General features: G+C 63.0%; 17 protein-coding genes. 12 read left to right on the plus strand and 5 right to left on the minus strand.

Translation table 11 applies throughout. The annotated features are described in order from the left end of the window. The 3 genes from ACLIRY_RS05145 to ACLIRY_RS05155 all read left to right on the plus strand — a co-directional run bounded on the left by ACLIRY_RS05145 (position 1) and on the right by ACLIRY_RS05155 (position 2,119). On the plus strand, positions 1–762 hold the full coding sequence (locus ACLIRY_RS05145; RefSeq protein ID WP_413204290.1) for an amino acid ABC transporter ATP-binding protein: 762 nt from the start codon (positions 1–3) through the stop codon (positions 760–762). A gap of 142 nt (positions 763–904) precedes the next feature. Then, positions 905–1,291, plus strand: coding sequence for a RidA family protein (locus ACLIRY_RS05150; RefSeq protein ID WP_413204291.1), 387 nt, complete (start codon positions 905–907; stop codon positions 1,289–1,291). A gap of 66 nt (positions 1,292–1,357) precedes the next feature. Further along, positions 1,358–2,119 carry an IclR family transcriptional regulator gene (locus ACLIRY_RS05155; RefSeq protein WP_413204292.1) on the plus strand — a complete coding sequence of 254 codons (762 nt, stop codon included), beginning with the start codon at positions 1,358–1,360 and terminating at the stop codon, positions 2,117–2,119. A 278-nt stretch (positions 2,120–2,397) separates the two neighbouring features. On the opposite strand, the gene ACLIRY_RS05160 is transcribed toward ACLIRY_RS05155, so the two are convergent. The 3 genes from ACLIRY_RS05160 to ACLIRY_RS05170 form a co-directional block, all read right to left on the minus strand. Then, the gene (locus ACLIRY_RS05160; protein ID WP_413204293.1) at positions 2,398–3,693 is read right to left on the minus strand and encodes an HlyC/CorC family transporter; all 1,296 of its coding nucleotides are present in this window, start codon (positions 3,691–3,693) and stop codon (positions 2,398–2,400) included. 68 nt (positions 3,694–3,761) lie between these two features. Next, complete coding sequence (aroB, locus tag ACLIRY_RS05165) at positions 3,762–4,907, minus strand: 3-dehydroquinate synthase (protein WP_413204294.1); 1,146 nt, start codon at positions 4,905–4,907, stop codon at positions 3,762–3,764. Further along, complete coding sequence (locus ACLIRY_RS05170) at positions 4,895–5,479, minus strand: shikimate kinase (protein WP_413204295.1); 585 nt, start codon at positions 5,477–5,479, stop codon at positions 4,895–4,897. The genes aroB and ACLIRY_RS05170 overlap by 13 nt, the downstream gene beginning before the upstream one ends. A 362-nt stretch (positions 5,480–5,841) precedes the next feature. Between ACLIRY_RS05170 and ACLIRY_RS05175 the strand changes: the two genes are divergently transcribed. The 7 genes from ACLIRY_RS05175 (at position 5,842) to ACLIRY_RS05205 (ending at position 13,370) form a co-directional block, all read left to right on the plus strand. Beyond that, entirely contained in the window at positions 5,842–5,979 is a 138-nt protein-coding gene (locus ACLIRY_RS05175) for a hypothetical protein (RefSeq protein WP_413204296.1), read from the plus strand. After that, a complete protein-coding gene (locus ACLIRY_RS05180; protein ID WP_413204297.1) occupies positions 5,963–7,630 on the plus strand; it encodes a hypothetical protein in 1,668 nt (555 codons plus the stop codon). Before ACLIRY_RS05175 ends, ACLIRY_RS05180 begins: the two co-directional genes overlap by 17 nt. A 5-nt stretch (positions 7,631–7,635) precedes the next feature. Continuing rightward, complete coding sequence (locus ACLIRY_RS05185) at positions 7,636–8,640, plus strand: site-specific tyrosine recombinase XerD (RefSeq protein WP_413204298.1); 1,005 nt, start codon at positions 7,636–7,638, stop codon at positions 8,638–8,640. Next, the gene (locus ACLIRY_RS05190) at positions 8,637–9,839 is read left to right on the plus strand and encodes a D-alanyl-D-alanine carboxypeptidase family protein (protein WP_413204299.1); all 1,203 of its coding nucleotides are present in this window, start codon (positions 8,637–8,639) and stop codon (positions 9,837–9,839) included. Before ACLIRY_RS05185 ends, ACLIRY_RS05190 begins: the two co-directional genes overlap by 4 nt. A gap of 129 nt (positions 9,840–9,968) precedes the next feature. After that, entirely contained in the window at positions 9,969–12,683 is a 2,715-nt protein-coding gene (locus ACLIRY_RS05195) for a radical SAM protein (RefSeq protein ID WP_413204300.1), read from the plus strand. Between the two features lie 145 nt (positions 12,684–12,828). Beyond that, the gene (locus tag ACLIRY_RS05200; RefSeq protein WP_413204301.1) at positions 12,829–13,041 is read left to right on the plus strand and encodes a hypothetical protein; all 213 of its coding nucleotides are present in this window, start codon (positions 12,829–12,831) and stop codon (positions 13,039–13,041) included. Between the two features lie 131 nt (positions 13,042–13,172). Next, entirely contained in the window at positions 13,173–13,370 is a 198-nt protein-coding gene (locus ACLIRY_RS05205; RefSeq protein WP_413204302.1) for a hypothetical protein, read from the plus strand. Positions 13,371–13,469: 99 nt separating this feature from the next. Here ACLIRY_RS05205 and ACLIRY_RS05210 read toward each other — a convergent pair whose 3' ends face one another. After that, entirely contained in the window at positions 13,470–14,255 is a 786-nt protein-coding gene (locus ACLIRY_RS05210) for a glutathione S-transferase N-terminal domain-containing protein (protein ID WP_413204303.1), read from the minus strand. A gap of 13 nt (positions 14,256–14,268) precedes the next feature. Here ACLIRY_RS05210 and ftrA point away from each other — a divergent pair, with 13 nt between their 5' ends. Further along, the gene (gene ftrA / locus ACLIRY_RS05215; RefSeq protein ID WP_413204304.1) at positions 14,269–15,240 is read left to right on the plus strand and encodes a transcriptional regulator FtrA; all 972 of its coding nucleotides are present in this window, start codon (positions 14,269–14,271) and stop codon (positions 15,238–15,240) included. A 61-nt stretch (positions 15,241–15,301) separates the two neighbouring features. Here the strand turns inward: ftrA and ACLIRY_RS05220 are convergent, their stop codons facing one another. Continuing rightward, positions 15,302–16,123 (minus strand): undecaprenyl-diphosphate phosphatase, encoded by an 822-nt coding sequence (locus ACLIRY_RS05220; RefSeq protein WP_413204775.1) that lies wholly within the window; start codon positions 16,121–16,123, stop codon positions 15,302–15,304. 567 nt (positions 16,124–16,690) lie between these two features. Here ACLIRY_RS05220 and ACLIRY_RS05225 point away from each other — a divergent pair. Then, on the plus strand, positions 16,691–18,181 hold the full coding sequence (locus ACLIRY_RS05225) for an NAD(P)-dependent oxidoreductase (protein WP_413204776.1): 1,491 nt from the start codon (positions 16,691–16,693) through the stop codon (positions 18,179–18,181). The last annotated feature ends 10 nt before the right edge of the window (positions 18,182–18,191 follow it).

An 18,191-nucleotide genomic window follows, 5' to 3' on the forward strand; every position in this document is an offset into this window, starting at 1 on the left:
ATGAGCAACGTTCTGAAAATTACCGGTTTGCACAAGCGGTTCGGCGCCCTGGAGGTCCTCAAGGGGATCGACCTGTCCATGGAGAAGGGGGACGTGGTCTCGCTGATCGGATCCTCCGGGTCGGGCAAGACCACGCTTCTGCGCTGCGTCAACCTGCTCGAAGAGTTCGAACAGGGCACCGTCGAGATCGCCGGGGAGGCCATCGGCTATCGCGAGGAAAACGGCGTCCGGCGCCGCCTGCCCGAGCGGCAGGTGGCCCGCCAACGGGCCATGACCGGCATGGCCTTCCAGCAGTTCAACCTGTTTCCCCATATGACCGCCCTGCGCAACGTCATGCTGGGCCTGATCAAGACCAAGCGGATGGGGAAGGACGAGGCCCACGCCCTGGCCGAGACCTGGTTGGACCGGGTCGGCATGCTGGACCGCAAGGACCACTACCCCGGCCAGTTGTCGGGCGGACAACAGCAGCGCGTGGCCATCGCCCGGGCCATCGCCATGGCTCCCCGGCTCATGCTGTTCGACGAGGTGACCTCCGCCCTGGATCCGGAACTGGTCAACGAGGTGCTGTCGGTGGTCCGCGATCTGGCCGCCGAGGGCATGACCATGCTTCTGGTCACCCACGAGATGCGCTTCGCCCGGGACGTCTCGAGCAAGGTCGTTTTCATGCACGAGGGGCGCATCCACGAAGAGGGACCGCCCGAGGCCATCTTCGGTGCCCCCAAGACCGAGCGTCTTCAGGGATTCCTGGCCAATTCGCATTAGGTCTAAAGCGACCTATTTTACCTGATTTCAACACGTTGAAGCGCTTTTCGCGCGTCAAATGGCGCCCGCGTCCGCGCGGCACGCCCGAAGGACCGTCGCCATCAGGCGGCGCTGTATCGAATCGGAAAAAGGAGACCGATCCATGAGTATCAAGAGGCACGGCGTTGGAGACAGCAAGGGCAACGGCCAAAAGGCGCTTCCCTTCGCCAAGGCCACGGAAGCCGATGGCTGGCTCTATGTGTCCGGTCAGACGCCCATGCGTGACGGCGAGGTGGTCGGCCAGGGGATCGTCGAGCAAGCCCGGGTCGCCATCGAGAACATGTTGAAGATCGTCACCGATGCGGGCTACGGGGTCGAGGACATCATGCGCGTGGGAGTCTGGCTTGACGATCCCCGGGACTTCTGGAGTTTCAACGGCGTATTTGAAAGCGTCTTCGGCGAGCATCCCCCCGCCCGGGCTTGCGTCCAGTCGCGAATGGTGGTGGATTGCAAGGTCGAAGTGGATTGTATCGCCTATCGCAAGCCCTGATTTAGGGGGGGGCCGAACAGCGATCCGGGCCTGGAACTTGGGCGAGGTTGGAATGGTGGCGCGACCGTGACTGTGATTGAAAAGAGCGAGCGGAAAAGGGCGCGGGGCATCGACCGCGCCTTTGACATCCTGGACCTCCTGCGGTCCGTCAAGGAACCCATGCGCCCGGCGGAAATCGCCCAGACGCTGGGGGCTCCGCGCTCGACCGTCTATGACCTGATCGCCACCCTGACCGAGCACGGCATGCTTGAAGCCGCAGGCCAGGAGGGCGCCGTCTATCTGGGGCGGCGTCTCTATTTCCTCGGCCTCGCCTATCAGGATCATTTCGATCTGGCGCGGCGGGCGGAGGATGTTCTCGACGAGATCACCGACCAGACCAAGGAAACCTCCCAATTTTGCATGCTGGACGGCAACAAGTACACGGTGGCGTTGATGCGCGAAGGCAGTCGTCCCTTCCGTATCAGCGCCGACGTGGGCGAGCGGACCCCCATCCCCTGGACAGCCTCGGGACGCCTCTTGCTGGGACCGATGTCCGATGCGGAGATTTTGGATCTCATCCCCCCGGAGGATTTCACCCTGCCCGACGGACGAAGGCTGGATACGAAGACTTTTATTGACGAGATCCGGGAGGCCTCCGCAAACGGCTTTTTTTCCTTCGACAGCATCGTCGATACCTTCACCCATTGCTTCGCCGCGCCGGTCCGGGACAGCGCCCGGCGGTGTGTCGCTACGGTGTGTATCGTGGCGCCCAAGGACGATGCGCGGATCAATTACGACAGCTATCGGCGTGTATTAATCGAGGCCGGCGAGAAACTCGCCCTGGTTTAGAGCCCGACCTGAAATAACTCTCATTATTTCACTAACTTCGTCGTCATTCCCGCGTACGCGGGAATCCAGTGTGGGAAGAACCAGCGGCGGCGATTGACGCATCCTGACGCGCAAAGCGCCAATACCAGAGAAATCAACCCTGGATGCCCGTTTTCACGGGCATGACGAACACCTTTGAATTCACGGCATGAATTTCAAAATACACTGAAATCCAGATCACCAGAGTGAAACGGGCCGCGATCATGCTCTGGCTAAAAGAGGGTATTCGTCACGACAGCCTAAATTTCTGGATCATGCCATTGCTCGCTGGCGCCATCCGGATCCGGAACGACCTTGAGCTGGGAGACCCGGTTGCGCACCCGCTTCACCACCTCGAAGGTGAAGCCGTGGAACCGGAAGCTCTGCCCGACCTGGGGAATTGTCCGACTTTCCATGATCACCAGACCGGCGATGGTCGCAGCCTCCTCGTCGGGCAAGTCCCATTCAAACTCCCGGTTCAGGTCGCGGATGGTGACCTCTCCGTTGACCAGATAGCTGCCATCCCCCTGGGCGCGCACCCCGGCAACGGCGATGTCATGCTCGTCTGCGATATCGCCGACGATCTCCTCCAGAATATCCTCCAGCGTCACGATGCCCTGCAGACTGCCGTATTCATCCACCACCAGAGAGAAATGCTCCCGCCGCTGGCGAAAGGCCTGGAGTTGATCCAGCAAGGTCGTGGTATCCGGCACGAACCAGGGGTCTGCGGCGATGGCCCGCACATCCAGGCTGTCCAGGCTTCCCGTATGGGCCTGAACGGCGCGCAACAGCGCCTTGGCGTGGAGAACACCGACGATATTGTCCTTGCGCTCCCGCCAGAGGGGGATGCGGGTATAGGGACTGCTCAGAACCTGCTCGACAATCTCACTGGTGCTCAGGTCCGCATCGATGGAGGCAAGATTGGAGCGGTGCACCAAGATGTCCGAGAGCTCCACGTCCCCCAGGTCGAGAATACTGCGCAGCATGGCCCGCTCGTGACGCACGGTCTCGTCGGGGCTATCCGCCGTGTGCAGCTCGATGGCGCCACGCAGTTCCGACAAGGCCGTCGCCGCCGTGGTCTCGCGCATGGATCCCTGACGGAAGATCCGCAGCACCAACTGCACGACGGCCTGGATCACAAAGGTGATGGGATTGAACAGCCAAGTCAGAGCCGACATGATCGGCGCAACGGCCAGGGCTACGGCATGGGTGTGGGTCAGCGCATAGGTCTTGGGCAGGATTTCCGCAAAGATCAGGACAATCACGGTCATCGCCAGGGTGGCATAGACCACCCCCGTATCGCCGAACCAGGTGATAAACAGGCTGGTGGCGATGGACGACGCCAGGATGTTCACCAAATTGTTGCCGAGAAGGATGGTACCGATCAACCGCTCCCGACTGCGCAACAACCGGTTCACCACGGAAGCCCGCGGATTCCCATCCCGCTCCAATTCATGCATGAACGGTCGCGAGGCTGCGGTGAGCGCCGTCTCTGACCCGGAAAACAGGCCGGAGAGAAGGATCAGGAAGAAAATAGCGATCAGAGCGGCGGTCATGGTGGCGGGTTCGTTCGGTTAGATGGAGGGGAGAGGAGGGCGAAGAGACGGATGGGGAGCAAAACCGGTCATGGCGCCGGAGTTCTCTCGGTCACCGCCTCGGTCATCGCGGCACGCACACGCCCGGGATCCGTATCCCGGCAAAGGTAGGCCTGACCAATACCCCTGGCCAGGACATAGGTCACCCGGCCGTCCAGCACTTTCTTATCGTGGCCCATGTGCTCCAACAGCCGTTCCACATCCCAATCAGGCGCACCGGGCAGCTGCCGGGGATCGACGATCAAGCCAACGGCTTCCATGTGGGCACGCAGACGGGCGGCATCTTCGGGTGGGCAGACGCCAATCATCACGGACAGGTCGAGGGCAAGGACCATCCCCATAGCCACCGCCTCCCCATGGAGGAGGGTGGCCTCCCCATTGTGAAGACTGGCACCATAGCCCGTCTCCGCTTCGAAGGCATGGCCGAAGGTATGACCCAGGTTGAGCAGGGCGCGACAGCCGGATTCCCGCTCGTCCTCCGCCACGACCCGGGCCTTGGCCTCGCAAGCGGTGGAAATGGCATGGATGCGCGCCTTGGCGTCACCGTCCAACAGCTCCGGGCCGTGCTTTTCGAGCCAACCGAAAAAGGCCGGATCATCGATCACGCCATATTTCACCACTTCGGCGTAGCCCGCCAACAGTTGTCGCCGGGGTAGACTGTCGAGCACTGTGGTGTCGGCCAGGACGAGCCGGGGCTGGTGGAAGGCCCCCACCAGATTCTTGCCGTGCCGGGTATTGATTCCCGTCTTTCCCCCCACACTGCTGTCCACTTGGGACAAGAGGGTCGTAGGGATCTGCACGAAATCAACGCCCCGCAGCAGGATGGCCGCAGCGAAGCCGGTCAAGTCACCGATCACGCCTCCGCCAAGGGCCACCAGGGTGGTGGATCGCTCCACCCGAGCGGCCAAGAGGGTCTCGAGCAGGGCCTCCAACTGGGCAAAGCTCTTGGTGCCCTCCCCTGCGGGCAGAACCACGTGGTCATGGCGGATACCCGCCGTGTCCAGGCTTTTCAGAAGGCTCTCCAGATACAGGCCTCCCACGGTCTCGTCAGTGACGATGAAGACCCGGGGCCGCTTCAGGACGGGTGCGATCAAGGCACCGGCCCGCTCCACCAGCCCCACGCCGATATGGATGGGATAGCTCCGGTCGGCAAGGGAAACGGTCAGGGTGCGCAAGGTGCGATCTCCGGATGGTGGGCGATGTGACTGGCGAGGGCCTCCAGGGCACGGGCCGCTGTGACCTCCGGCCCCTCGTCGACGGTATCGACGGTCATATCTGCTGTGGCATAGGTCGGATAGCGTTTCTCCGCCAGCGCCGCCAACGCCGCCCGGGGATCAGGCGTATTCAACAGAGGGCGGTGGTGACGGCCCCGGGTGCGGGCCAGCAGCAAATCCAGGTCAGCCCGCAGCCATAGGGACAGGGCTCTCTGCCGGATCAGCGCGCGGGTATCCTCCGCCATGAAGGCGCCACCGCCTGCGGCGACCACCTGGGGGGCTCCGGACACCAGGCGGGCCATGACCCGCCGTTCCAGGGCGCGGAATTCCCCTTCCCCATAGGTCGCGAAGATTTCATTCACGGAAAGCTGGGCCGCAGCCTCGATCTCCGTATCCGCGTCCACAAAATTCACCCCCAACTCCTGGGCCAGACGGCGACCGACGGATGTTTTTCCCGCCCCCATCAATCCCACCAGAACCAGGGTCCGGGGCAGGGCCACCGAATGGTTGGCCCGATCCTCTCGCCGGATCATTGTCTCTTTTCCCCTTCGGTCCCCTCTCGCGGATTTCCCCGGGTCGAACCCGTGAGGAAAGCCAACGGGCGCCGTTGATCGCCCGGGGGGGAGCCAGTACACTGCCTTTGTCTCGCCATGGTCGAGACTAAATACAATGTTTGAATGCGTTTCGGTAGGGGCAAAGACTCCGCTGCAACGGCAGGGACGCGCAAAATCCACTCAATCTGGGCCGGATTGCTCCGTCTGGACCGGATTGCTCCGTTGATTTGTTGTACTCTGCTCCTATCAGATCGATTTTCGTGACCGAACGTCAGGGGAGTGTCGACCAAGATGCCCCGTCCGCCAAAACCAGATCAGACCAAGTCAGGATCAGTGTCCCCATGCGAATTCTCGTGCGCCTGCTACTCGTCCTTATCGTTCTCGCGGCCATCGGCCTGGGCGTCATGGTAGCGGGCCTGGACAACACACCGACCACCCACACCGTGGAAAAGGTGATCCCCAATGACCGTTTCCGATAGGGCAGCTCTTCTCCCTTTGGCCCTTGTTGTCTCGCTGGCCATGGGATCCTTGAGCACCGCCCCCGCAGCGGCTCAGGAAGGGCCCATACGCCTGTTCGGTGACCTGCCCCCATCCAGCGGCGGCACACTCCCCGCCCCCTCGCCCCCCAGCTTCGGCCCCGCAACGGTGGGTGACTCAGGAATCGTGTCCCAAAGCCTGGGAATCCTGAACGCCGATGGCTATGGCCTGCTCGATGGACGAGCCGGGGGCCTGGGAACGGACATGTGGGCGGGGACGTCCATGGCCGATGCCCTTGCCCTGGTGCAGGCCCTGCCCATTGGAACACCGTCCCGGGCCATGACCGCCCTGGCCCGGCGCGTCCTTCTGACCACCGCCACCCCCCCTGTGAGTGCCAATGGGGAGACGAACGGCGCCCTGATGCCCGCCCGAGCCGACGCCCTGTTCAAAATGGGTCTGCAGAACGACCTGTCCGACATGCTCGCCCGGGTCCCTGACGACGTCATCACCGATGGGCTGCGGGCGCGCCGCATGGAAGCGCAATTCCTGCTCAGCCACTTCGAGGGCGCCTGCGATGACGCCGCGACGGGAAACGCGAAGGGCACGAACCCCCTCTTCCTCCGCGCCCAGGTTTTCTGTCAGGTGGAGGCAGGTCAAACCGACGCCGCATCCCTGGGCATGGACATGCTGCGCGAACTGGGCCAGGCCGATGGCGCTTTCCTGGTTCTGGCCGAACGGCTGGGCGGCCTGTCCCAGGGCAAGCCCCCCCCGCCAAAGCCCCTGGACGCCCTGACCGTCACCCTCTATCGGGCTGCCAAAGAGCCCTTCCCGAAAGGCATCCTGGCAAACGCCGAACCCTGGCTTGACCGGGCCGTTGCCCTTTCCGGTCCCGCAGACCCCGCGCAACGCCTGGAAGGGGGAGAACGGGCCGAGGCCAACGGCGCCCTGCCCCCGGACGCCCTGCGCTACATGTATGGCGACACCCCCTTCGAAGGGGCAGAGAAGGCCCGTCCCCTGGACGCCGTTCTGGCGGACAACACCCCCCTGTCCCGGGCGCTCGCCTTTCAGATAGTCCGAGACACCGCCGCCCCCCCTCAGCGAATGGAGGCCCTGGCCAAAGTCCTGGAATACGTCCGGTCCAAGGCACCGACCCTCTATCTGACCCAAGCGCGCGTCTATCTGCCTCTGCTGCGGGAAATTCCGGTCCTGGACACAGCCCTGCCCCAGGCCCCGGCCCTCGCCCGCGCCCTCTACGGTGCCGGGGACGGTCGGTCCGGCGCCGCCTGGTTGCGCCTCCTGCAAACCCACGAGCGGGACAGCGCCGAGGCTCCGGCCGCGATCCGCGCCCTCTGGACCATGGACCGGGTCGCAAACCACCGGGTAACCACCGACACCATTCCCCTGACCGAGACTGTGACCCAACCCTTTACTCCCGGCCCAAGTATTCCCCTGGAGCGTCTGTCCCTGGCCGCCTCGCGCCGGGCCACGGCGGAGACCGCGCTGTTGGCCTTGACGGCCCTGGGCGCTGCGGGCGGACCGGCCCAGGCCAATTGGATCATCCTGGACGAAGCCACCCACGCCCTGGATGCCGTGGGCCTCGCCGACGCCTCGGCCACCCTGGTCTTGGAAGCCCTCGCCATCCGGATGGAGTAACCCCCATGACGCCCGCCGAACAGGCCCCAGTCGCAAGCGAGGGGAGAGACGGCCCCCCCCCTCTCCCGGAACGCCCCTCACCGGGTTTCGCGTTGGATGCGGAAGCCTTCCTGGAAATGATGCTGGTGGAGCGGGGAGCCGCGCGCCTGACGATTGAGGCCTATGGCCGGGACCTGCGGGACTACGGAGCCTTCCTGCGATCCAAGGGGGCCGATGGCCGAACCGCCCCCAGAGACATGGTCCGCTCCTATATCGCCACGCTAGGGGCTGCGGGCCTGTCCCCGCGAACCCAGGCAAGGCACCTGTCCTGTTTGCGCCAATTCCACGGCTTCCTCATGGCCGAAGGTCGCCGTCCCGATGATCCGACCCTGGGGCTGGACTCCCCCCGGCGGGGTCGCCCCCTGCCCAAGGTCCTGACCGAAGCCGAGGTCTCCGCCCTCCTCACCGCCGCGCGAACGCCGGAAGGAAACAAGGGCCTCCGGGGGGCCGCCTTGCTCGAAATTCTCTATTCCACGGGCCTTCGGGTGTCCGAACTGGTGTCCCTTCCCTTTGGCGCCGTCGCCCGGGATCCGGAGATGCTGTTGGTGCGGGGCAAGGGAGACAAGGAACGCCTGGTTCCCCTGGGCGAACCCGCCCGCCTCGCCATTCGCAACTGGCTGGCTGTCCGGGCCGACAGTTTGCCCGCCAAAGGGTCGGCCCGGCGCCGGGCCGAGCGCTTTCTCTTCCCCTCCACCGCACTGGAAGGTCACTTAACCCGAGACGGCTTCGCTAAAGAGCTGAAGGACATGGCCCTTCGGGCCGGACTGGATCCACAAGTGGTCAGCCCCCATGTGCTGCGCCATTCCTTCGCCAGCCATATGCTGGCCCATGGGGCGGACCTGCGCGGTGTCCAGGCGCTGCTGGGTCACGCCGATATCACCACCACCCAGATCTATACCCACGTGCTCGACGAGCGGTTGACGCGCTTGGTGAAGGCCGCCCACCCCTTGGCCCGAAAGCCCCAGTCGTGACCCTTCGACGCCCCTTTTTCGCGGCCCTTCTCCTCATCGCTCCCCTTCCCCTGCTTCCGACCTTGAGCGCTCATCCCGCTCAAGCGCTGGAGACCTCCATCGTCGTCGACGGCACCTTGGGGGCAGTGGTCCAAGCCACCCACCCCAACCGTCGGGTTCCTCCGGCCTCCCTGACCAAGATGATGACCGCCTATATCGTTTTCGAGGAGTTGTCCCAGGGGCGCCTGCGCATGACCGACGATTTCATCGCTACGGAAACTGCCGTGGCAGCCGCACCCGTCCGCATTGGCCTGAAGATCGGCGAATTGGTGCCTGTCAGGGAAGCCATCAAAGCCCTGTTGGGGCGGTCGGCGAATGACGTTGCGGTCATGGTTGCGGAGAACATCGGCGGATCCGAAGAGGCCTTCGCCGAACGGATGACCGAAACCGCCCAGCGCCTGGGCATGAGCCGAACCCGCTTTGCCACCGCCTCCGGCCTGCCCGCTCCGCTGGAGGAGCAATATACCACCGCCCGGGACATGGCCGTCCTGGCCCTCGCCCTGCTCGATAAGTTCCCGGGGTTCTACCGGTTCTTTTCCCTCACCGACTATACCTTCAAGGGGACACCCCAATCGGGCCACAACGCCATCTTGACCCGCTATCCCGGCGCCGATGGGCTGAAGACGGGCTTCACCTGTGCCTCGGGGTACAATCTGGTCGCCTCGGCCACGCATCAGAACCGCCGCATGGTCGGCGTCATCCTTGGGAACCCCACGGGAACCACCCGAACCAATCGGATGGTCAGGCTTTTGAATGACGGGTTCGCCGAAAAGCTGACGGAAAAAACCCGCTTCCTCGACGGCATCGCCCCCGACACCACCAGCCCGGATCCCCCCGTCGCCGACAATACCAACCGGACCCCCATTTGTGGCAGCGGCGTTGCTGGTTATGCCGTGGACCTGGGCATCAATCGCAACCGGGGACGCTCCGCCGCCATCGCGGAAGAAGGGACCCGGCGATATGGGGGCATGGCCTTCACCATGCCCCAACCCGGGGGCGGTGCGATCCGTTGGAAAGCCTATGTGGGCGGGCTCGATGGCGCCACCGCCCGCAAGATCTGCCGGACTCGTCAAGCCAGGGGCCAATGGTGCCTGGTCCGGACTCCGGCCATGGTCCGAGCCGACTTCCAGGCCGCCGCCCGCTTGCAGCGGGCCAGATAAGCCCTTCCCATTTTGGCGGTATCCTCAAGGCCTCCCGGTCTTGCTGTCGGTCGCTCTCCCGCTTACCTTGAACCCAGGCAAGGCGGGGTTTTGGATCCCGTCTCCCTCCCTTCCTGACGAGGCCCGTTCATGAGCAGCGCCCTATCTGCCGCCCGCCCCCTTTCCCCCACCGCAGCCCGCGGCCGGGCGCCGGTGAAACTGCTGTCCGACGTGCCCGAGGTCGCCCTTCACCACGCTCCCCGGCCTGCGCCGCTGAACCTCAAAACGGCAGATGACGCGGCCCTGTCCCGCCATATCGCCCAATGCGTTCAGGCCAATCGCCTGTCGGCGGCGGAGGACACCGCCTGGACCCTGGTCCAGCGACGGAATCCGGGCGTAAAACTGGGCAAGAAGCCCAAATCACCGCCAGAGCGCGCCGTCACCCATCTGTTCATGGCCCAGGCCCTGATGGGCGACCGGGATTGGGACGGCGCCGTGACCCAGGCGGAAAAGGCCCTGGCCAACGACCCCAAATCCCTGGACGCCCTGGTTCTGCGGGCCGCCGCCCTGCGCCAGGGGGGCCGGTGGGAGGAGGCCATCCCCGCAGCCCGAGCCACCTTGGCGCTCCGCCCGGACTTCGCTCCCAGCCTCGCCGTCCTGCTTGACAGCCTGCTGGACCTGGGGCGGATCGCGGAAGCCGAACGGGAGGCCCGGACCCTGCTGGCCCGCTTCCCCAGTCACTATGACTGCCTGCGTCTTGCTGCAGGCGTGCTCACCCGCCGGGGCGCCGTAGACGAAGCCGTAACCGCCTTGCGCACCCTTGCCGCCAAGGCCGGAGCCAAAGCACCCGAGGCCCTGGTTCGCGCCGGACAAGCTCTAACCACCCAAGGGCGCCATGCCGAAGCCCTCCCCCTCTACCAAGAGGCCTCTGCCCTGGCCCCGCGCCTGGCCAGCGCTCGGGAAGGCGTGATCTGCTGCCTCCACGCCCTGGGCCGGGAGGCCGAAGCGCTCGAAATCCGGACTCAGGCAGACAAGCTGATCCCAGGGTTTACCGGCGACCATCTGGATTTTTGGTTCCCCACCGATCTTCCTTCCCTGGGTTCCTCTGTGGCAGAAGGCGAGGATGACGACACCACAGCCCCCCTGGACCCCAAGCGGGCCGTTCTGGTCAATGGCGTCGGCGTTCAACCGGCCATCCCCCTGGGGGTGGCCTCCATCAAGGGCTATGTCGAGGCCATGGGGGCGTTTTCCTGCACGGTGGCCGACCTGAACGCGGCCCATTTCCAACGGGTTGTCGGCGCCCTGCGTCGGGGCGAAACCGCCTTTGACTTCGAAGGACGGGAAGCCATGGATGCGGCCTTCTCCCTGATGGAGCGCAACGACCCGGCCTATGCCGACCTGGAAACCTACAAACGTATCTCACCGGACATGGTCCTGGGCTTTTCCCTCACCGAGCGGGTCTTCAAAAGCCAATTGGCCAAAGCCTCCCATCGGCAAGGTCCGGTGCCCTGGTGGGTGGCCGCCTACGCAAAGCACATCCTGACCGCCCGGCCTGCCGTGGTGGGCTTTTCCATCACCTTCACCGACCAACTGGCCTTTTCCACCCAATGCGCCCGCGTCTTGAAAGCCCTGCGACCGGACCTCACCATCGTCTTCGGGGGAGGGTTCTTCAAGGAAAGCAACCTGGAAGGGTTCGTCGCCGAGCCCTTCGTCGATGCGCTCATCCTCAACGAGGGCGAGGCCGCATTCCTGGCCTTCCTGGAGGCCAAACGCGACGGCGCCGACCTCTCCCTGGTGCCCGGCGTCGTCCTGCACCAGGATGACGACACCATCAGCCGGGTCCCGAACACCTTCGCCGTAAAGCAGGAGGACCTGCCCTTCGCCGATTTCTCCGACCTGGACCACGCTGCCTATCTGGCGCCGGTGCCGGTCTATCCGGTGCTCAGCTCCCGAGGGTGCTATTGGCGGCGCTGCACCTTCTGCAACCACTTCGCCTCCTACGCCAATTCCTACAAGACCCAATCCATCGAGCGATTGATCGACGAATTGGAACACCACGCCAAGAACGGCGTGCGCCACTTCACGTTCGTTGACGAAATGATCTCGGCCAAGCGCTTCAAGAAGATCAGCGAGGAGATCCTCGCCCGAGGCCTGGATATCCGCTTCTACGCGCTGGCCAAACCCACCAACGACTTCGACGAGGAGATCCTGGCGCTGATGCGGAAGGCCGGGTGCCTCTGCATCTACTGGGGCATGGAATCGGGTTCGGAACGAGTCCTGAAGATGATGGACAAGGGCAATGATGCGGCGGGCTCTGCCCGCACGCTGGCCATGGCCTCCAAGGCAGGGATCCGCAATCACGTCTTCCTCATCGTCGGCTTTCCCAGTGAAACGCGGGAGGAGGTGGAGGAGACTCTGACCTTCCTTCATGCCAATCAGGACCATATTGACGCGACCGTAGCCGGGCATTTCGTATTGGAAATGGGCACCCCGGCCCATGACCACCACACCCGGTTCGGTATTCGGCGGGTCTATTCCCAACGTACCCTGTGCGACCACCAGCTCATCGACTACGAAATCGAAGGCAGCCTGAATCAGGCCACAGCGGAGCGCTACGCATCGGTGCTCCGGCCCCATTTCATGGATAAACTCTGCGCCTACGGCCCCTTTCTCGGCACGCCCCGGGACCATGTCATCGGTATTTACGACCTGGCGAAAGACCTGCCCTTTCCCCCGCCAAAATCCGTTCCCGACCCCGCGAGCCTCGCCCCCCTGCTCGATGACCCAACCGCCACAGCCGAGGGCCTTATGGACTTCACTTTGAAGCCCCTGTGGCGAAAGGAGCGAGCGCACCAAGGGGTATAAATCGACAGAATACATAGATTAGCGGTATCAAGGGATGATCTGCCGAGCAAGTCACCCAACAGTCCCTTGACGACGCCCGACGAAGAGCGAATATCAACGAGACAGATGGATCTTTTCCAAATTTTCGAGTTGGAGGCTCAAGCCCATGTCTTTCCACCACGGTGTCCGCATTACCACCAACCATTCCATTAGCCGAATTGAGGAATTGTGCGAGTCCCTTTGCAAGGAGCCGTTCGACGTGCGCGTCGTCGGCATGTCAGACGATCTGCGCAAAAAATCCCTGGATGTCTATTTCGAAAGCAGTGCGGAGCTGGACGCGTTCAAGACAGCCTTCCGGAGTCTGTCCAAAGCGGGTTAAAAGTTTAAACGCGATCCTTCGAAGGCCTCTTCTTGTATCCTGGTGCGCTGTGGCCCATTTCTGGGCCACAGATTCGAGGAGAAGTGGCCCAGAAATGGGCCATATATCTGGGGAGAACACGATGGGACACCATGAGCACAAACACAATCACGAGCACGGTCATGCCCATGTCCATCGGCATGAACACAGCCATGCCGATGGAACGACACATGCGCATGAGCACATTCATCGACATGCACACCCCCATGGACACCAGCACAGCCATCCGCACGACCATGGTTCGGATAGCTCCCACAAGCACGACCACGAACATGCCAATCATGACTTGAAGCCCCACGACCATAGCCACCCTCCGGAAGAGTTGGCAGATCACGAACATGCCCATTAAGGGCGGTTTATCTGAAAGACAAAGTCGCACTTTCGTTTGTTTATCGGAACGGATAAGCCCGAAAGGCCTCGCTCTCCTCGGCGCGCCGAGAAAGGCCGGACAGCGCCGGATAGGTCTGCCTATCCAGGATATGCGGTAACATCTCGCAGGTGAATCGGAAGGCAACGGCACTGGTGATATCCGCCTGAAGCAGGCGATCTGCGAACAGCCAGGGATCCGCGCGCAAAACCTCCTTCTCCAACAACCCATAAGCCGAAAGCAACTGGCCTTGGACCCGATCCAGCCAAGGTCCGTGCCGTTTTTCAGATGGCCGAAAATTGTGCTCATAGACAATCTGAACCGTCTTCTCGCAGGCGGCGAGCGCGAGGCCAATGATCCGTTGGGCCCGCGCGTGCTCCCGCAGGTCTTTTGGCACAAGGCTAGATGACAGGCCGCCAAGCCGTTCGGCAAATTCAAGGATCAGGCTGGAATCCATCAGCACGGTTCCGTCATCCGTGACAAAGCTGGGAGATTTCACCACCGGATTGATCGACGCAAAGGCGTCGAAGTCGGAAAAAACCGACAAACTCTCATGCGAAAATGCAATGTCTTGAATTCGCAACGAAATTGCCACCCTGCGCACGTAGGGCGAATCGAGCATACCAATCAATCTCACCGCTTTGTCCTCTTCAAAGCCTAGAGTGAAACTGGATCCGCTTGAGTCAAGCTGGCGCCGTTTCACTCTCATTGTATGGACTTTAGAGTGCCACCGCAAAAACGCGGGGCGACCGAATGGATCAAAGCTACTCGGGAACAGCGCCCTATTGCGAGTGGCAGAAATGGCCATTATCATAAGGATCATGCCAAAATCCTCCCAACCGCTCGTCGTCCTCATTGTCTACGATGGTCTCCTCCTTTTTGAATTCGGGTGCGCCTTCGAGGTTTTCGGACTGACGCGACCGGAAATGGGGTCAAATTGGTATCGGTGCCTGACCGCCGCCGCCGAACCAGGACCGCTTCGAGGCACCGGAGGCATCGAGGTTCACGCGGACGGAGGTCTGGAGCTGCTCCGCGACGCCGACACAATCCTGATCCCTGGCTGGAAAGCCCCCACAGCCAAGGCTCCCGCCCCCCTTCTTGAAGCCCTGCGTGCGGCCCATACCCGGGGATGTCGGATTGTGTCCATTTGTGGCGGCGCCTTCGTGCTCGCGCAAAGTGGCCTGCTTCGGGGAAAACGAGCCACGACGCATTGGCACCACCTCGCGTGGTTCGCCAGCACCTACCCAGAGATCGAGGTCGAACAGCAGGCCCTCTATGTCGAAGACACCGGCCTTCTGACCTCCGCCGGAAGCGCGGCCGGGCTTGATTTGTGCCTTCATGTCGTACGCCAGGATTTTGGTGCGAAGGCCGCCAACAGTGTTGCCCGGCGGCTGGTGATTCCCGCCCATCGCGACGGCGGACAATCACAGTTTGTCGAAAGACCAGTCCCGCCGTCCTCCGGCAAGGGGATTTCGGCGCTGCTGGATACCATCCGGACCTGCCCCGGCGACCAATGGACCATCGACCGAATGGCCCGTGAAGCCCGCATCAGCGTCCGCAGCGTTCATCGCCGCATCCGGGCCGCGACCGGACTGGCCCCAGGCGCCTGGCTCCAAAGGGTCCGCCTGGACTATGCACGGGATTTATTGGAGGAAACAAAACGTCCCATAAAGGTCATTGCATCCGATAGCGGATTCGGGACCGCCACGAATTTCCGGAAACATTTCCTAACCGCCTTCGGATTGCCTCCCTCCAGCTATCGGAGCCGTTTCCGCTCCAACACCTCAGATTAAACCGTCCCCTCCCACCAAATCACGGATATCCATGACCTGGACTGCCATCCGAGATTCTTGCTTAAAACGGCCAGAAGGCCGGACCGCCATAGGCAAGGGCGAGCAGGAAACAGCCCAAAATAATTCGGTAGATCACAAAGGGCATGAAGCCGGAATGCTTCAGCCAGCCCATCATCAGCCAGATGGCCACCAGGGCCGAGACGAAGGAGAGCCCCGCAGCGATAGCGGCCTGTTCGGTCAAACGGATGTTCCCGGCCTCGATCAAGTCCTTCGTGATCAAGGCCCCCGCAGCGGCGATCGTTGGCATGGAGAGGAGCATGGAGAAGCGCGCCGCTTCAGAGCGTTCATAGCCCAGCATGCGCGCCGCAGTCATGGTGATCCCCGATCGGCTGGTTCCCGGCACCAAAGCCAAACACTGCATCAGACCGATAATCAGGGCGTCGACATTCCCCATATGCTCGACCCGCTTCACCGTCATACTCATACGATCGGCGACCCACAGCAGGATGCCATAGACCAGGGTCGTCCAGCCAATGACCTCCAACGTCCGCAGGGCATCCATGTCCATGTAGCGGCTCATCAGATAGCCGACGATGACCACAGGAATAGTTCCGACGATAACCCGGCCCGTCAGCGCCGCGCCGGGGTCTCGCTTTTTCTTCAGCAACCGACCCGTGCCCCGCAGCATGTGCCAGACGTCGCGCCAAAAATAGATCAGCACGGCCAACAGCGTGCCCATATGCACCGCGACATCCATGGACATGCCCTGATCGGGCCATTCCGTCAGAAGAGGCACCAGAACGAGGTGACCAGAGGAACTGATAGGGAGAAATTCCGTTATGCCCTGGACCAGCGCCAGAACGACTATATGCAGAAAGGTCACCGCGAAAACCCCGACGCCGATAAGGATGACAACGTTATACCACCAGCGCGACTCCCGGCACCAGTGAGATTTCCGCGCCATCAAGGACGACTGCCCCGGGAAAAATGATCGTTTACAATGGCATGACACAAGAACACCGAGACACAACCCCGCATCTCCGCCCCGCCAGTCCATTAGGACAGATTTGCTTACTATTTAATCCCCCAACCAAGGAGTCTCACCGTAAAGTCACCCGTAGAAATGGGGACAAAGGACATATTTAGTAAACATTTGCGTACAATGTGCTTTTTTTCGCTTGTTTTCCGCCAAATTCGACCGTATGAACAAGCTCCCTGTCCGCCGCCCTCCCTGCGGACGTCGCCCCGCGCCCCGCCGAAACCGGCGGGATCCGGCTTGGCCGCGTCCCCCCGGAAGTGAATGGCCCTGGTACTTGGCGGTGGGGGTCCTAAACGATTGGGACGAGGCATGGCGGACCCTCGGGTTCACGCCGCCGCGTCTGCGACGGAACACCACAAGGGGACTTCCGCAAACACGCAGAAGACCGCCGACAACGAGGAGAGCCCGCCCATGGCACGCAAGATGCTGCAATTCACGCGGCTGGAAAAGGAAATGCCCGCCAAACGCGCCGCCGAGGACCGCAAGGGCGATTTCCAGGAAATCTATGGCGGCTTCACCGAGGATGGCGCCGGGGATCAAGCCTCCCGTTGCGAGCAATGCGGCATTCCCTTTTGCCAGATCCACTGCCCGCTGCAGAACAATATCCCCGACTGGCTGATGCTGACCGCCAGCGGACGCCTGGAGGAGGCCTATGCCGTCTCCTCGGCGACCAACAACATGCCCGAGATCTGCGGTCGCATCTGCCCCCAGGACCGCCTCTGCGAGGGCTCCTGCGTGCTGGAGCAATCCCGCCATGGCTCCGTATCGATCGGTGGCGTGGAGAAGCACATCACCGATACGGCCTGGGAGAACGGCTGGGTCAAGCCCGTCAAGCCCGTGACCGAGCGGAGCGAAACCGTCGGCATTATCGGCGGTGGCCCCGGTGGTATGGCTGCCGCCGAGCAACTGCGCGGCATGGGCTTCCAGGTCACCCTTTATGACCGCTACGACCGCATCGGCGGCCTGTTGGTCTATGGCATCCCCGGCTTCAAGCTGGAAAAGGATGTGGTGGCGCGGCGGGTCAAGCTGCTGGCCGACGCCGGTGTGACCCTCAAAACCGATTTCGAGGTGGGCCGCGATGCGACCCTGGCCGAGCTGCGTGCCAAGCATGACGCGGTTCTGATCGCCACCGGCGTCTACAAGGCCCGGGGCCTGACTGTCCCCGGTGCGGGCCTTCCCGGCGTCCATCGGGCGCTCGACTACCTGACCGCATCCAACAAGGTGGACCTGGGCGATACCGTCCCCGAATATGAAGACGGCACCCTGAACGCCAAGGGCAAAAACGTCGTGGTCGTCGGCGGTGGAGACACCGCCATGGACTGCCTGCGCACCGCCATCCGCCAGGGCGCGACCTCCGTGAAGTGCCTGTATCGCCGCAACCAAGCCAATATGCCCGGCTCCCAACGCGAAGTGGCCAACGCCATGGAAGAGGGCGTGGACTTCGTCTGGCTGAGCGCGCCGGAAGCCGTTCTGGGAGACGACAAGGCCACGGCGGTGCGGGCCGTGCGCATGCGCCTGGGTGTTGCCGACGCCACGGGGCGTCAGGTGCCCCAGGTGATCGAGGGCTCCGAGTTCACCGAACCCGCTGATCTGGTCATCGCCGCCCTGGGCTTCGAGCCCGAGGACCTGCCCACCCTGTTCGGCGAGCCCAAGCTGCCCATCACCCGTTGGGGCACCGTCCAGGTCGATCCCGTGACCAAAATGAGTGACATGGACGGCGTTTTTGCCGCCGGTGACATCGTTCGGGGCGCCTCTCTGGTTGTTTGGGCGGTCCGCGATGGCCGCGACGCCGCCGAAGGCATCCTCCGCTACCTGGACGCCAAGGCGTCCCAGTCCGAAACCTCCGCCCAGACCGCCGAGCCGGCAAGCAAGCTGGCAGCCGAACTGGCCCAAGTGTCCTGAAGCCCCGGCG

It is taken from the genome of Rhodospirillum sp. A1_3_36, assembly GCF_047263945.1.
Lineage (GTDB): Bacteria > Pseudomonadota > Alphaproteobacteria > Rhodospirillales > Rhodospirillaceae > Rhodospirillum.

Bases quoted from the DNA above. Each gene is read 5' to 3' on its own strand.
- ACLIRY_RS05145 (WP_413204290.1), top strand. From the start codon at position 1: ATGAGCAACGTTCTGAAAATTACCGGTTTGCACAAGCGGTTCGGCGCC.
- ACLIRY_RS05150 (WP_413204291.1), top strand. From the start codon at position 905: ATGAGTATCAAGAGGCACGGCGTTGGAGACAGCAAGGGCAACGGCCAA.
- ACLIRY_RS05160 (WP_413204293.1), bottom strand. From the start codon at position 3,693: ATGACCGCCGCTCTGATCGCTATTTTCTTCCTGATCCTTCTCTCCGGC.
- ACLIRY_RS05170 (WP_413204295.1), bottom strand. From the start codon at position 5,479: ATGATCCGGCGAGAGGATCGGGCCAACCATTCGGTGGCCCTGCCCCGG.
- ACLIRY_RS05175 (WP_413204296.1), top strand. From the start codon at position 5,842: ATGCGAATTCTCGTGCGCCTGCTACTCGTCCTTATCGTTCTCGCGGCC.
- ACLIRY_RS05180 (WP_413204297.1), top strand. From the start codon at position 5,963: ATGACCGTTTCCGATAGGGCAGCTCTTCTCCCTTTGGCCCTTGTTGTC.
- ACLIRY_RS05185 (WP_413204298.1), top strand. From the start codon at position 7,636: ATGACGCCCGCCGAACAGGCCCCAGTCGCAAGCGAGGGGAGAGACGGC.
- ACLIRY_RS05195 (WP_413204300.1), top strand. From the start codon at position 9,969: ATGAGCAGCGCCCTATCTGCCGCCCGCCCCCTTTCCCCCACCGCAGCC.
- ACLIRY_RS05200 (WP_413204301.1), top strand. From the start codon at position 12,829: ATGTCTTTCCACCACGGTGTCCGCATTACCACCAACCATTCCATTAGC.
- ACLIRY_RS05205 (WP_413204302.1), top strand. From the start codon at position 13,173: ATGAGCACAAACACAATCACGAGCACGGTCATGCCCATGTCCATCGGC.
- ACLIRY_RS05210 (WP_413204303.1), bottom strand. From the start codon at position 14,255: ATGGCCATTTCTGCCACTCGCAATAGGGCGCTGTTCCCGAGTAGCTTT.
- ftrA (WP_413204304.1), top strand. From the start codon at position 14,269: ATGCCAAAATCCTCCCAACCGCTCGTCGTCCTCATTGTCTACGATGGT.
- ACLIRY_RS05225 (WP_413204776.1), top strand. From the start codon at position 16,691: ATGGCACGCAAGATGCTGCAATTCACGCGGCTGGAAAAGGAAATGCCC.